The sequence below is a fragment of the Streptomyces sp. CS113 genome, assembly GCF_002188365.1.
Classification (GTDB): Bacteria; Actinomycetota; Actinomycetes; order Streptomycetales; family Streptomycetaceae; genus Streptomyces; species Streptomyces tendae.
Window position 1 is genome coordinate 5,729,949 of record NZ_KZ195574.1, and the last position, 13,395, is coordinate 5,743,343.

At 70.0% G+C, this 13,395-nt stretch carries 10 protein-coding genes; 9 read left to right on the forward strand and 1 reads right to left on the reverse strand.

Going from position 1 to position 13,395, the window contains the following annotated elements; genetic code table 11:
- Positions 1-11: 11 nt before the first annotated feature.
- Positions 12-1,016: a hypothetical protein gene (locus tag B9W62_RS25645; RefSeq protein ID WP_087809350.1), complete on the reverse strand. Its 1,005-nt coding sequence runs from the start codon at positions 1,014-1,016 to the stop codon at positions 12-14.
- Positions 1,017-1,154: 138 nt separating this feature from the next.
- Between B9W62_RS25645 and B9W62_RS25650 the strand changes: the two genes are divergently transcribed.
- The 9 genes from B9W62_RS25650 (at position 1,155) to rodA (ending at position 13,313) form a co-directional block, all read left to right on the forward strand.
- Positions 1,155-3,806 carry a valine--tRNA ligase gene (locus B9W62_RS25650; RefSeq protein ID WP_087809352.1) on the forward strand — a complete coding sequence of 884 codons (2,652 nt, stop codon included), beginning with the start codon at positions 1,155-1,157 and terminating at the stop codon, positions 3,804-3,806.
- Positions 3,807-4,058: 252 nt separating this feature from the next.
- Positions 4,059-5,582: a bifunctional tetrahydrofolate synthase/dihydrofolate synthase gene (locus tag B9W62_RS25655; protein WP_107424249.1), complete on the forward strand. Its 1,524-nt coding sequence runs from the start codon at positions 4,059-4,061 to the stop codon at positions 5,580-5,582.
- A gap of 6 nt (positions 5,583-5,588) precedes the next feature.
- The gene (locus B9W62_RS25660; RefSeq protein ID WP_087809354.1) at positions 5,589-5,945 is read left to right on the forward strand and encodes a DUF4233 domain-containing protein; all 357 of its coding nucleotides are present in this window, start codon (positions 5,589-5,591) and stop codon (positions 5,943-5,945) included.
- A 115-nt stretch (positions 5,946-6,060) separates the two neighbouring features.
- Complete coding sequence (ndk, locus tag B9W62_RS25665) at positions 6,061-6,474, forward strand: nucleoside-diphosphate kinase (RefSeq protein WP_059302344.1); 414 nt, start codon at positions 6,061-6,063, stop codon at positions 6,472-6,474.
- A 319-nt stretch (positions 6,475-6,793) separates the two neighbouring features.
- Positions 6,794-7,813 (forward strand): rod shape-determining protein, encoded by a 1,020-nt coding sequence (locus tag B9W62_RS25670; protein WP_087809356.1) that lies wholly within the window; start codon positions 6,794-6,796, stop codon positions 7,811-7,813.
- A gap of 182 nt (positions 7,814-7,995) precedes the next feature.
- Positions 7,996-9,021: a rod shape-determining protein MreC gene (gene mreC / locus B9W62_RS25675; RefSeq protein WP_087809357.1), complete on the forward strand. Its 1,026-nt coding sequence runs from the start codon at positions 7,996-7,998 to the stop codon at positions 9,019-9,021.
- A gap of 13 nt (positions 9,022-9,034) precedes the next feature.
- On the forward strand, positions 9,035-9,706 hold the full coding sequence (gene mreD, locus B9W62_RS25680; RefSeq protein ID WP_087809359.1) for a rod shape-determining protein MreD: 672 nt from the start codon (positions 9,035-9,037) through the stop codon (positions 9,704-9,706).
- A 104-nt stretch (positions 9,707-9,810) separates the two neighbouring features.
- A complete protein-coding gene (gene mrdA / locus B9W62_RS25685) occupies positions 9,811-12,120 on the forward strand; it encodes a penicillin-binding protein 2 (protein WP_087809360.1) in 2,310 nt (769 codons plus the stop codon).
- Positions 12,117-13,313 carry a rod shape-determining protein RodA gene (gene rodA / locus B9W62_RS25690; RefSeq protein ID WP_087809361.1) on the forward strand — a complete coding sequence of 399 codons (1,197 nt, stop codon included), beginning with the start codon at positions 12,117-12,119 and terminating at the stop codon, positions 13,311-13,313. The genes mrdA and rodA overlap by 4 nt, the downstream gene beginning before the upstream one ends.
- The last annotated feature ends 82 nt before the right edge of the window (positions 13,314-13,395 follow it).

Sequence of the window (13,395 nt, forward strand, 5' to 3'; positions counted from 1 at the left end):
GTCGCTTCGCGTCAGGCCTTGACGCGGATCTCCTTGCGGAGCTTGGTGGTGATGTCGACGGCGACGTCCTTCGTCACACCCTTGGTGGCGTCGCCGGGGGAGACCAGGGCGATGGTGCTGTAGTCGGCCCAGGCGCAGATCCAGTCGGTCTTCTCCTTCTTGGAGACCGGGTTGGTGCCCTCGACGCCCTGGCACTTCATGACCGCGCCGTCGATGTCGACCGACTCGGGTTCGCCCACGGCCTTGCCGCCACCCGTCTCGGAGGAGGAAGACGAGTTCTTCTCGGACTCCTTCTTGAACTCGGCGAAGAACTTGTCGAGCACTGTCTCGGGGTCTGAGATCTTCCCGTACGCACCGATGTAGGTGATGCCCTTGGCGGTCGCCATTTCACTGGGGTCGGGGGCGGTGCTCGGGTCCGAAGGGTCGTACCCCGTGAGGTCCGCGGTGGTGTAGAACCCGGTCACGCTCGTGCCGTCCTTGACGCCGCTCTTCTCCAGGTCCTTGACGGTGTCCGAGCCCGTGTCGGCGGCCTCGTCGCTGGCGCGCTTGTAATCGGTGAGTACCGTCGCCGGCGTCGTCAGCTTGTGTGCGCCGTCGTCCTCCAGGCCGCCCGCGCCGCCGCCTCCGCCGATCACGAAGTAGGCGCCCACACCGATCGCCGCGACGACCGCCACCGCGCCGATGATCAGACCGGCCTTCTTCTTGCCGCCGCCGCCCGGCGCCGGGGGCTGCGGCATGCCGTACGGCTGCTGACCGTAGGGCGGCTGCTGGCCGTAAGGGGGCTGCTGGCCGTACGGGGGCTGCTGGCCGTAGGGGGGAGTCTGCGGCGGGACGCCGCCCTGCTGGGGCTGCTGCGGGTAGCCGTAGCCCGGCTGCTGCGGGGGAGGGGTCTGCTGGGGGTAGCCGTAGCCGGGCTGGGGGGCCTGCGGCGGCTGCTGGCCGTACGGTCTCGGCTGGCCGTACGGTCCGGGCTGCTGGGGCTGCCCGCCGTACGGGCCCGGCTGGTTGTGGCTCATTGTTGGGTTCCCCCTCAGATGCTTTACGTGGTGCTGACATCCTGACTCAGACCTGGCGTGCGCAGGTCACCGGGGGCCGCACCGTTACAGAAGAAACGCGTTTCGGGACAGGGGCGTGACGCCCGTAAACTGACCCCCGTGACCGAGAACTCTCAGCAGCCGCAGCCCGCACCCAGCACCGAACTGCCGACCCAGTACACGCCGGCCGAGGTAGAGGGGCAGCTGTACGAGCGCTGGGTGGAACGGGGTTACTTCGAGGCCGACGCGAAGAGTGAGAAGCCGCCGTACACCGTCGTCATCCCGCCGCCGAACGTCACGGGCAGCCTGCACCTCGGGCACGCCTTCGAGCACACGCTCATCGACGCCCTGACCCGCCGCAAGCGCATGCAGGGGTACGAGACGCTGTGGCAGCCCGGCATGGACCACGCCGGCATCGCCACGCAGAACGTCGTCGAGCGCGAGCTGGGCAAGGAGGGCAAGTCCCGGCACGACCTCGGCCGGGAGGCCTTCGTCGAGCGCGTCTGGCAGTGGAAGAGCGAGTCCGGCGGGCAGATCAGCGGCCAGATGCGCCGCCTGGGAGACGGCGTCGCGTGGTCGCGTGAGCGGTTCACCATGGACGAGGGGCTCTCCCAGGCCGTCCAGACCATCTTCAAGCGGCTCTACGACGACGAGCTGATCTACCGCGCCGAGCGAATCATCAACTGGTGCCCGCGCTGTCTGACCGCGATCTCCGACATCGAGGTCGAGTACCAGGACGACGACGGCGAGCTGGTCTCCATGAAGTACGGGGAGGGCGACGAGACCATCGTCGTCGCCACCACCCGCGCGGAGACGATGCTCGGTGACACCGCCGTCGCCGTCCACCCCGAGGACGAGCGCTACAAGCACCTGGTCGGCAAGCTCATCAAGCTGCCGCTGACGGACCGCTCCATCCCGGTCGTCGCCGACGAGCACGTCGACCCCGAGTTCGGCACCGGCGCGGTCAAGGTGACGCCCGCCCACGACCCGAACGACTTCGAGATCGGCCAGCGGCACGGCCTGCCCGCCATCGCCGTGATGGACGAGCACGCCGTCATCACCGCCCACGGCCCCTTCCAGGGCCAGGACCGGCTCGAGGCCCGCTCCGCCATCGTCGCCGCGCTGCGCGCCGAGGGCCGGATCGTCGCCGAGAAGCGGCCCTACGTCCACTCCGTCGGCCACTGCTCGCGCTGCAAGACCACCATCGAGCCGCGCCTGTCCATGCAGTGGTGGGTCAAGGTCGGCCCGCTGGCCAAGGCCGCCGGCGACGCGGTCCGCGACGGCAAGGTCAAGATCCACCCGCAGGAGATGGAGAAGCGGTACTTCGACTGGGTCGACAACCTCCACGACTGGTGCATCTCGCGCCAGCTGTGGTGGGGCCACCGCATCCCCGTCTGGTACGGGCCGAACGGTGAGGTCGTCTGCGTCGGCCCGGACGAGGAGCCGCCGGCCGGCGAGGGCTGGTACCAGGACTCCGACGTCCTGGACACCTGGTTCTCCTCCGGCCTGTGGCCCTTCTCCACGCTCGGCTGGCCCGAGCAGACCGAGTCGCTCGCGAAGTTCTACCCGAACTCGGTCCTGGTCACCGGCTACGACATCCTCTTCTTCTGGGTCGCCCGGATGATGATGTTCGGCCTCTACGCGATGGACGGCACCCCGCCGTTCCACACCATCGCCCTGCACGGCATGGTCCGTGACCAGAACGGCAAGAAGATGTCCAAGTCCTTCGGGAACGTGGTCAACCCGCTGGACTGGATGGACAAGTACGGCTCCGACGCCCTGCGCTTCACCCTCGCGCGCGGCGCCAACCCGGGCGTCGACGTCCCGATCGGCGAGGACTGGGTCCAGGGCTCCCGGAACTTCGCCAACAAGATCTGGAACGCCACCCGCTTCGCGCTGATGAACGGCGCGACGGTGGACGGCCCGCTGCCGGACGCGTCGAAGATGTCCTCGACCGACCGCTGGATCCTCTCCCGCCTGAACTCGGTGGTCGCCGAGGTCGACGCGTACTACGAGGACTACCAGTTCGCGAAGCTCTCCGACGCCCTGTTCCACTTCGCCTGGGACGAGGTCTTCGACTGGTACGTCGAGCTGTCCAAGACCACCTTCCAGGCGGGCGGCGAGGCGGCCGAGGTCTCGAAGCGGGTCCTGGGCGAGGTCCTGGACGTGACGCTGCGTCTCCTCCACCCGGTCGTCCCCTTCGTCACCGAGACGCTGTGGACGACGCTCACGGGTGGCGAGTCGGTCGTCATCGCCGAGTGGCCGACCGCTGTGTTTGTTCCTGGGGCTGACGCCCCGGGGGGCTTCCGGGACGCCGACGCCGAGCGGGAGATCGAGACCGTCCAGTCGGTGATCACCGAGGTCCGGCGCTTCCGTGCCGACCAGGGGCTCCAGCCCGGCCAGCGGGTCCCGGCCCGGCTGACCCTCGCGGGCAGCGCGCTCGCGGCCCACGAGGCGGCCGTCCGGCAGCTGCTGCGGCTCCAGCCGGAGGGTGACGGTTTCGCCGCGACGGCGACGCTGCCGGTCGCGGGGGTCGAGGTGGCCCTCGACCTCTCCGGGGTCATCGACTTCGCCGCGGAGCGCAAGCGGCTGGCGAAGGACCTCGCGGCGGCGGAGAAGGAGAAGGCCCAGGCCAACGCCAAGCTCGGCAACGAGGCGTTCCTGGCCAAGGCGCCGGACCACGTCGTGGACAAGATCCGCGGCCGCCTGGCCAAGGCGGACGAGGACATCGCCCGCATCACCGCCCAGCTGGAGAAGCTGCCGCAGGCGTAGTCGCCCTGACGTGAACGCTCCCGGCGCCGTTGCAGGCACCGGGAGCGTTCACGTCCCTCAGGGGCGCGGGGAACTGCGCGACCGGCCACGACGGCGTCGCACTCGCCCGCGAATCCGAGCCACCCCTCCGTTGGCGCCCCACAGGGAGTCGCGCAGCCGGGCGCTGACGGGGTGCCGCCGCGCCCACCCGTGCCGCCCCAGGCGGCACGACTGCCCGCGGTTACGGGGCGGCGGGTACGTAGACTGGTGCCCGTGAGTGACATCCCCGGCGAGAACGACCAGCCCGACCCCTCCGACCCCCTCGACTCCTTCGACGAGATCATCGACGCGGAGACCACCCGCGACCCCGACCTCGCCGTCATCGAGGCCGGCAGCCGCACCCTGCGCACCCAGGGCGGCCCCCCGGAGGCCGACGTCCCCGGGCGCCCCGAGGACCCCGAGGTGGACGCGGCCCTGCGCGCCGTCGAGACGGAGCTGGCGACCCGCTGGGGCGAGACCAAGCTGGAGCCGTCCGTCACCAGGATCGCCGCGCTGATGGACGTACTGGGCGAGCCGCAGCGCTCGTACCCCTCCATCCACATCACCGGGACCAACGGCAAGACCTCCACGGCCCGCATGATCGAGGCCCTGCTCGGCGCCTTCGAGCTGCGCACCGGGCGGTACACCTCGCCGCACGTGCAGTCGATCACCGAGCGGATCAGCCTGGACGGGGCGCCGATCTCCGCCGAGCGGTTCGTCGAGACGTACGAGGACATCAAGCCGTACGTCGAGATGGTCGACGGGCAGCAGGAGTACCGGCTCTCCTTCTTCGAGGTGCTGACCGGCATGGCGTACGCCGCCTTCGCCGACGCGCCCGTGGACGTGGCCGTCGTCGAGGTCGGGATGGGCGGCTCCTGGGACGCCACCAACGTCATCGACGGGGACGTCGCCGTCGTCACCCCGATCGACCTGGACCACACCGACCGGCTCGGCGGGACGCCCGGCGAGATCGCGGTCGAGAAGTCCGGGATCATCAAGCAGGACGCCACCGTGATCCTGGCCCAGCAGCCGGTGGACGCGGCGCAGGTGATGCTGAAGAAGGCCGTCGACGTCAACGCCACCGTGGCCCGCGAGGGACTGGAGTTCGGCGTCGTGGCCCGCGAGGTCGCCGTCGGCGGGCAGCTGGTGACGCTGCGCGGACTCGGCGGCGAGTACACCGAGGTCTACCTGCCGCTGCACGGCGCCCACCAGGCGCACAACGCGGCGGTGGCGCTGGCCGCCGTCGAGGCGTTCTTCGGCGTCGGCGCGCAGCGCCCCGAGCCGCTGGACGTCGACACCGTGCGCAAGGCCTTCGCCTCCGTCGCCTCGCCGGGGCGGATGGAGGTGGTGCGGCGCTCGCCGACCGTGGTGCTCGACGCCGCGCACAACCCGGCCGGAGCCCGGGTCACCGCCGAGGCGGTCGGGGAGGCCTTCCAGTTCAGCCGGCTCATCGGGGTGGTCGGCGCCAGCGCCGACAAGAACGTGCGGGGGCTGCTGGAAGCCTTCGAACCGGTCTTCGCCGAGGTCGTCGTCACCCAGAACTCCAGCCACCGCGCCATGGACGCCGACGAGCTGGCCGCGATCGCCGTCGAGGTCTTCGGCGACGACCGCGTCCAGGTCGAGCCCCGGCTGCCGGACGCCCTGGAGGCCGCGATCACGCTGGCCGAGGAGGAGGGCGAGTTCGCGGGCGGCGGTGTGCTCGTCACCGGTTCCGTCATCACCGTCGGCGAGGCCCGACTGCTCCTGAGGAGGGGCTGAGTAACCGTGCGTACGCTTTGTGCTTCGACGCTGATCGGCGAGTTCTTCGTGATCGGCTTCGCCGGACTGGTCGCCATGAAGGACCCGGACCTGGCGGTGGGGACGGTGTGGACGGTCAGCGGCATCGCGATGGTCCTCAGCGTGCTGCTGTGCGGGGTCATCACCCGGCCCGGCGGGGTCGCCCTCGGCTGGGCGCTCCAGGTCGCGCTGATCGCCTCCGGCTTCGTCGTGCCGACTATGTTCTTCCTCGGCGCGATCTTCGCCGCCCTGTGGTGGGCCTCCGTGCACTACGGGCGGAAGATCGACGAGGCGAAGGCGAGGTTCGCCGCCCAGGCCGAGGCCGCCGCGCCCGACCCCGCCTGACGGGCGCGACCGGACCGACGGCCCCGGTGTGCCTGACGCTGCGTGACGGGCGCCACGACACGCCCGGTAACCTCATTCATCACCCGCATGACCGCACACCTCCAAGGGAGCCCTCGTGACCCAGCGCAGCCTCGTCCTCCTCAAGCCCGACGCCGTCCGTCGTGGCCTGACCGGCGAGATCATCAGCCGTATCGAGCGCAAGGCCGGCTGGCAGATCACCGCGCTGGAACTGCGCACCCTGGACACCGACACGCTGGAGCAGCACTACGGCGAGCACAAGGGCAAGCCCTTCTACGAGCCGCTGGTCGAGTTCATGGCGTCCGGGCCGGTCGTGGCGATGGTCGTCGAGGGCGAGCGGGTCATCGAGGGCGTGCGCGCGCTGGCCGGCCCCACCGACCCGATCGCCGCCGCGCCGGGCTCCATCCGCGGGGACTACGGCGTGATCGTCCGCGAGAACCTGATCCACGCCTCCGACTCCGAGGAGTCCGCCGAGCGCGAGCTGAAGATCTTCTTCCCCGGCCGGGTCTGATCCGGCTTCGGGACACGCCGGGAGCGTCTTTTTTCTGACGTCACGTTAGCCGAATGGACCGGGCGGAGCCGGGGCGGTCGCGCAAAAGCGACCGCCCTGTGGCATATGCGCGCCTGATCGGGGGAACGGATCCCACCGTTGGCCCGTCTCCACAAGCGAGGCGGTGCGCCATCTGCTGACAATGGCGAAGACCCTCGCGCAGTGTTCGCGAAAGCGCGTCTACGATAGAAGCCTCCACGCGTCACTGCACCCACTTCGCCTACCTGAAAAGCCCTCAAAAGCTCCTGGGAAGGCCAGTCGAATCCTGATGGGGAACTCAATGTCGTTCATCGGCCGTGACATGGCTGTCGACCTCGGGACCGCCAACACGCTGGTGTACGTCAGGGGTCGCGGGATCGTACTCAACGAGCCGTCCGTCGTCGCGATCAACACCAACACCGGTGGCATCCTCGCGGTCGGCGCCGAAGCGAAGAAGATGATCGGGCGCACGCCCGGCAACATCGTTGCCGTGCGCCCGCTGAAGGACGGCGTCATCGCCGACTTCGAGATCACCGAGCGGATGCTCCGCTACTTCATCCTGAAGATCCACAAGCGGCGTTATCTGGCTCGTCCGCGGGTCGTCGTCTGTGTGCCCTCGGGCATCACCGGCGTCGAGCGCCGCGCCGTCATCGAGGCGTCGTCCCAGGCCGGCGCCCGGCAGGTGCACATCATCGAGGAGCCCATGGCCGCGGCCATCGGCTCCGGCCTGCCGGTCCACGAGGCCACGGGCAACATGGTGGTGGACATCGGCGGCGGCACCACGGAGGTCGCGGTCATCTCGCTCGGCGGCATCGTCACGGCCCAGTCCATCCGCGTCGCGGGTGACGAGCTGGACAACGCGATCATCCAGCACGTGAAGAAGGAGTACAGCCTTCTGCTGGGTGAGCGCACGGCCGAACAGATCAAGATCACGATCGGTTCGGCGTACGACCTCGACGCTGACGAGCACACCGAAATCCGCGGCCGGGACCTCGTGTCCGGGCTGCCCAAGACCGTCGTCATCTCCGCCGGCGAAGTGCGCAAGGCGATCGAGGAGCCGGTCAACGCCATCGTCGACGCCGTCAAGACGACCCTCGACAAGTGTCCGCCGGAGCTGTCCGGCGACATCATGGACCGGGGCATCGTCCTGACCGGCGGCGGCGCGCTGCTGCGCGGGCTCGACGAACGGCTGCGCCGGGAGACCGGGATGCCGATCCACATCGCCGAGGACCCGCTGGACAGCGTGGCGCTCGGCAGCGGCAAGTGCGTCGAGGAGTTCGAGGCACTCCAGCAGGTGCTGGACGCCTCGCCCCGCAGATGACGTAACACTTCGGTTCCGCCGTACGAGACGATCTCCTCTCGTGCGGCGGATCGTTGATATAGAGGGTTGCGGTACCGGATGCGCGTGAAGCGCCCGACGTACCGAATCTGCTGAATTCCTGAACACCGCCACGTACATTCCGAGATTCCCGAATTTCGACGAGGAAGGCACGGCCGCCGCACGTGAGGGACACGAAAGAGAGCCGGCTGCTCCTGGTGCTGCTGATCGCCATCGCGTTCGCGCTGATCACGGTGGACATCCGCGGTGGGGAGGACTCCCCGGTCGACGGTGCCCGGCAGGCCGCCGCCAACGTCTTCGGCCCGATCGAGAACGGGGTCTCCTCCGCGGTCGACCCGGTCGGCAACGCGGTCTCCGCGATCCGGGACTCCGGCGACCGGCACGACCGGCTCTCGCGGCTGGAGACGGAGAACGCGGCCCTGAAGGCGAAGCTCGGCAGCGACGAGCGCGGCCGCAGCCGGCTGAAGCAGTTCGACAAGATGCTCGGGCTCGCCGGGGCCGGGCAGTACGGCATCAAGGGCGCCCAGGTCATCGCCATAGGAGCGGCCCAGGGCTTCTCCTGGACCATCACCATTGACGCCGGCACCAACGACGGCGTCAAGCGCGACATGACCGTCCTCAACGGCGACGGCCTCGTCGGACGCGTCACCACCGTCGGCCCGAACACCGCCACCGTGCTGCTCGCCAACGACCCGGACTTCACCGTCGGCACCCGGATGGAGTCCGGCGACGAACTCGGCTTCGCCTCCGGCCAGGGCAGCCGCCCCCTGCGCGTCGAACTCCTCAACGGCAAGGCCGACGTCAAGAAGGGCGACCGCCTGGTCACCTTCGGCTCCCAGGCCGACAAGCCGTTCGTGCCCGGCGTGCCCGTCGGCACCATCACCCGCGTCGACCCCAACGGCGGCGACCTCACCCGCATCCTCGACGTCACGCCGTTCGTCAGCTTCACCAAGCTCGACATCGTCGGCGTCGTCGTCCAGGCCCCGGCGAAGGACCCGCGCGACACGGTGCTCCCGGAGAAGAAGCAGCCCAAGCCCACGCCGACCGTCACGGTCACCGTCACGCCCGGGGCCGACCCCGAGGGCCAGGCCCAGAACGACGGGGCCGGGCAGGACGAGGCGACCGGCCAGGGCGACGCCACCGGCCAGAACGACCAGACAGAGCAGCAGAACGAGCAGACCGAGCCGTAGGAGCCTTCACCCCATGCGCGTCAACCGGATCCTGCTGTCCGTCGCCCTCGTCGTCGTCGCCCTGGTGATCCAGGTCAGCGTCCTCGCCCGCCTCCACCTGCCCGGCGCCGTCCCCGACCTGCTGCTGCTCACCGTCCTCGGCCTCGCCCTGGTCTACGGCCACGTCGGCGGCGCCCTCGTCGGCTTCGGCGCCGGACTCCTCGCCGACCTCGCCCCGCCCGCCGACCACGCCGCCGGCCGCTACGCCCTCGTCCTGTGCGTCATCGGCTACCTCGCCGGCCTGGCCAAACCGGACAACGGACGGCTCCGCTCGGCCACCGGCCCGCTGGTCGTCGTGGGCGCCGCCGCCGTCGGCACCACCCTGCTCTACGCGGGCGTCGGCGCCCTCGTCGGCGACACCGCCGCCCGCCACGTCGGCCTGCCCAGCCTGCTGTTCACGGCCGCCCTGTACGACCTGCTGCTCGCGCCCTTCGTCGTCCCCGGCATCATGGCGCTCGCCCGGCGCGCCGAGCACGACCCGTTGGCCGACACCAACTCCGCCGCCCAGAGCCCCGACATCTCCTCCGGCTGGCTCTCCGGAGGCACCGGTCTGCGCATCGGCAGACAGCGCAACGCACTGCGGGTGAAGACGGCCCGCGCCCGCGTGGCCCGCGCCGGACGCATCAAGGGGGTCAAGCGGCTGTGACGGCACGCCAGCACACCAGTACCCGCTTCGTCAGGAGGAGGCGGCAGCAGTGACCGACTCCCACCCGTCGCCCACCACCACCCTCGACCGGACGGGCCGCGCCCATGACTAACATTCCGGAGACCGGCCGCAGCACCCGCGTCCAGACCCGGCTCGTCGTCATCCAGATCCTCGTCCTCTCCCTCCTCGCCACCCTCGGCGGCCGCCTCTGGTACCTCCAGATCCGCCAGGGCGACGAATACGCCGAGGAGGCCTCCGGCAACCACGTCCAGCAGGTCGTCCAGCCCGCCACCCGCGGCTCGATCCTGGACGCCCGCGGCGTCGCCCTCGCCGACAACGAGACCCGGCTCGTCGTCTCCGCCTCCCGCACCGACCTGCTCAAGATGAAGGACGACGGCAAGGCCGTCCTCACCAAGCTCGCCGGCGTCCTCGGCATGCAGCCCCAGGACGTCATCGACAAGGTCCGGCTCTGCGACGCCAAGACCCCCCAGCCCTGCTGGAACGGCTCGCCCTACCAGCCGATCCCGGTCACCGACGAGGCCACCGTCAAGCAGGCCCTGCAAATCCGCGAACGCGCCGAGGACTTCCCCGGCATCACCGCCGAACCCATGGCCGTACGCCGCTACGCCGCCCCCGGCAAGTCCAACACCGCCCAGGTCCTCGGCTACCTCTCGCCGGTCACCGACGAGGAACTGCAGAAGGCCCAGGACACCGACTCGCCCTACCTGCGCTCCGACCAGGTCGGCCGCTCCGGCCTGGAGCGCCAGTACGACAAGGCACTGCGCGGCAAGGCCGGCGTCACCCGCTACGAGGTCGACAACCTCGGCCGCGTCATCGGCGAGGCCGAGTCCGACGCCGGCACCCCCGGCTCCAACCTCGTCACCAGCATCGACGCCCGCGTCCAGCGGGTCGCCGAGTACGAGCTGAACGAGGCGATGAAGGCCGCCCGCAAGGAGATGGACCGCAACACCAACCGGACCTACGAGGCCGACGCCGGAGCGGTCGTGGTGATGGAGGCCAAGACCGGCCGCGTCGTCGCCATGGCCTCCAACCCCGACTACGACCCCAACGCCTGGGTCGGCGGCATCTCCGCCAAGGACTACAAGCAGCTCACCGGCAAGGACTCCAACTACCCGCTGCTCAACCGCGCCACCCAGGGCCAGGCCGCCCCCGGCTCCATCTTCAAGGTCGTCTCCTCGGCCGCCGCGGTCGAGGCCGGCTACGACTTCGACGGCAACTACGACTGCTCCAGCGCCTACAACGTCGGCGGCCAGGTCTTCAAGAACTTCGAGTCGGCCAACGAAGGCATGATCAGCATCGGCCGCGCCCTGGAACTCTCCTGCGACACCGTCTTCTACCGCCTGTCCCACCAGGAGTGGAAGAAGGACGGCGGGATGAACCCCAAGAACGCCAACGACTACTTCTACAAGGCCGCCCACCAGTTCGGCCTCGGCGCCAAGACCGGCATCGACCTCCCCAACGAGGTCACCGGCCGCGTCCCCGACCGCCAGTGGAAGCAGGACTACTGGGAGGCCAACAAGGACGCCTGGTGCAAGTCCGGCAAGAAGGACGGCTCCTACGTCGAGAAGATCGCGTACGAGAACTGCCTCGAGGGCAACAAGATGCGCGCCGGTGACTCCATCAACTACTCCATCGGCCAGGGCGACACCCTCGTCACCCCCATCCAGATGGCCACCATCTACGCGGCCATCTCCAACGGCGGCACCCTCTACGACCCGAGCATCGGCAAGGCCGTCGTCAGCCCCGACGGCAAGAGCGTCCGCGAGATCGAGCCCACCGCGCACGGCAAGCTGCCCATAAGCAAGACCACGCTGGCCAAGATGGACGACGCCCTCGCCGGCGTCGCCACCCGGGGCACCGCGGCCTGGCGGTTCGCCCAGGTCGGCTGGCCGCAGGACAAGATCCCGATGCACGCCAAGACCGGTACCGCCGAGGTCTACGGCAAGCAGACCACGTCCTGGTTCGCCACGTACACCAAGGACTACTCGATCGTCATGACGATCTCCCAGGGCGGCACCGGCTCCGGCGCCTCGGGACCCGCCGTCCGCAACATCTACGACGCGCTGTACGGCGTCTCCGACGACGGCGACATCGACCCGAAGAAGGCCCTGCTGCCCAAGCCGCAGGCGAGCCTCCCGAAGATCAAGACGGACGGCACCATCCTCTCGCCGAAGATGCCGAAGGACATCGTCAAGGAGCTCCAGCCCGACGAGAAGGCCTCCCCGGACGAGGAGTACGCCCCCGTCGAGGAGGGCGACCAGCCCGCGACCACCCCCAACCAGAACGGGGAGAACCGCGACACCCGGCGCCACCGGCGCCGAGGCGGCGCCCGCGGCTCCGGGCGCGGCGCGCGGCCGGGCGGCAGGGGACGAAGCCGGAGGGCACGCGCATGACCGGCAACAGCTTCCAGGTCTCCGGCTACGGCCCCGACAAAGCCGGCTGGACCCGCCTCTTCGCCCGGGACTCCATGGCACGGCGCCTCGACTGGCCGATACTGCTGGCCGCCGTGGCGCTCTCCCTCATGGGCTCGCTGCTCGTCTACTCGGCGACCCGCAACCGCACCGAACTCAACCAGGGCGACCAGTACTACTTCCTCACCCGGCACCTGCTGAACACCGGCATCGGGCTCGCCCTGATGGTCGCCACCGTCTGGCTCGGCCACCGCGCCCTGCGCACCGCCGTGCCCGTCCTCTACGGCGCCTCCGTCTTCCTGATCCTGCTGGTGCTCACCCCGCTCGGCTCGACCATCAACGGCGCCCACTCCTGGATCAAGCTCCCCGGCGGCTTCTCGCTGCAACCCTCGGAGTTCGTGAAGATCACGATCATCCTGGGCATGGCGATGCTGCTGGCCGCACGCGTCGACGCGGGGGACCGGCCGCACCCCGACCACCGCACCGTGCTCCAGGCCCTGGGCCTGGCCACCGTGCCGATGCTCATCGTGATGCTCATGCCCGACCTCGGGTCGGTCATGGTCATGGTCATCATCGTGCTCGGCATCCTGCTCGCCTCCGGCGCCAGCAACCGCTGGATCTTCGGCCTGCTCGGCGCCGGCACCGCGGGCGCGCTCGCCGTCTGGCAGCTCGGCATCCTGGACGACTACCAGATCGCCCGCTTCGCCGCCTTCGCCAACCCCGCCCTCGACCCCGCGGGCGTCGGCTACAACACCAACCAGGCCCGCATCGCCATCGGCTCCGGCGGACTCACCGGCTCAGGACTCTTCGAGGGCTCCCAGACCACCGGCCGGTTCGTCCCCGAGCAGCAGACCGACTTCGTCTTCACCGTCGCCGGCGAGGAACTGGGCTTCCTCGGCGCGGGCCTCATCATCGCCCTGCTCGGCGTCGTCCTCTGGCGCGCCTGCCGCATCGCCCGCAGCACGCCCGACCTGTACGGCACGGTCGTGGCCGCCGGGATCGTCGCCTGGTTCGCGTTCCAGACCTTCGAGAACGTCGGCATGACCCTCGGCATCATGCCGGTAACCGGTCTGCCCCTGCCCTTCGTCTCCTACGGCGGCTCCTCCATGTTCGCCGTGTGGATAGCGGTCGGGCTGCTCCAGTCGATCACCGTGCAGAGACCGATGTCGGCGTAGTCCGGCGCCCGGGGCGTGAGCGGTCCGACGCCCGGGGCGTGAGCGGTCGGACGACCGAGGAGTGAGCGGTCGGGCGTCCGGG

Excerpts from the sequence above, each read along its gene's own strand:
- B9W62_RS25670 (WP_087809356.1), top strand. The coding sequence starts at position 6,794 with ATGTCGTTCATCGGCCGTGACATGGCTGTCGACCTCGGGACCGCCAAC.
- rodA (WP_087809361.1), top strand. The coding sequence starts at position 12,117 with ATGACCGGCAACAGCTTCCAGGTCTCCGGCTACGGCCCCGACAAAGCC.
- mrdA (WP_087809360.1), top strand. The coding sequence starts at position 9,811 with ATGACTAACATTCCGGAGACCGGCCGCAGCACCCGCGTCCAGACCCGG.
- mreD (WP_087809359.1), top strand. The coding sequence starts at position 9,035 with ATGCGCGTCAACCGGATCCTGCTGTCCGTCGCCCTCGTCGTCGTCGCC.
- B9W62_RS25645 (WP_087809350.1), bottom strand. The coding sequence starts at position 1,016 with ATGAGCCACAACCAGCCGGGCCCGTACGGCGGGCAGCCCCAGCAGCCC.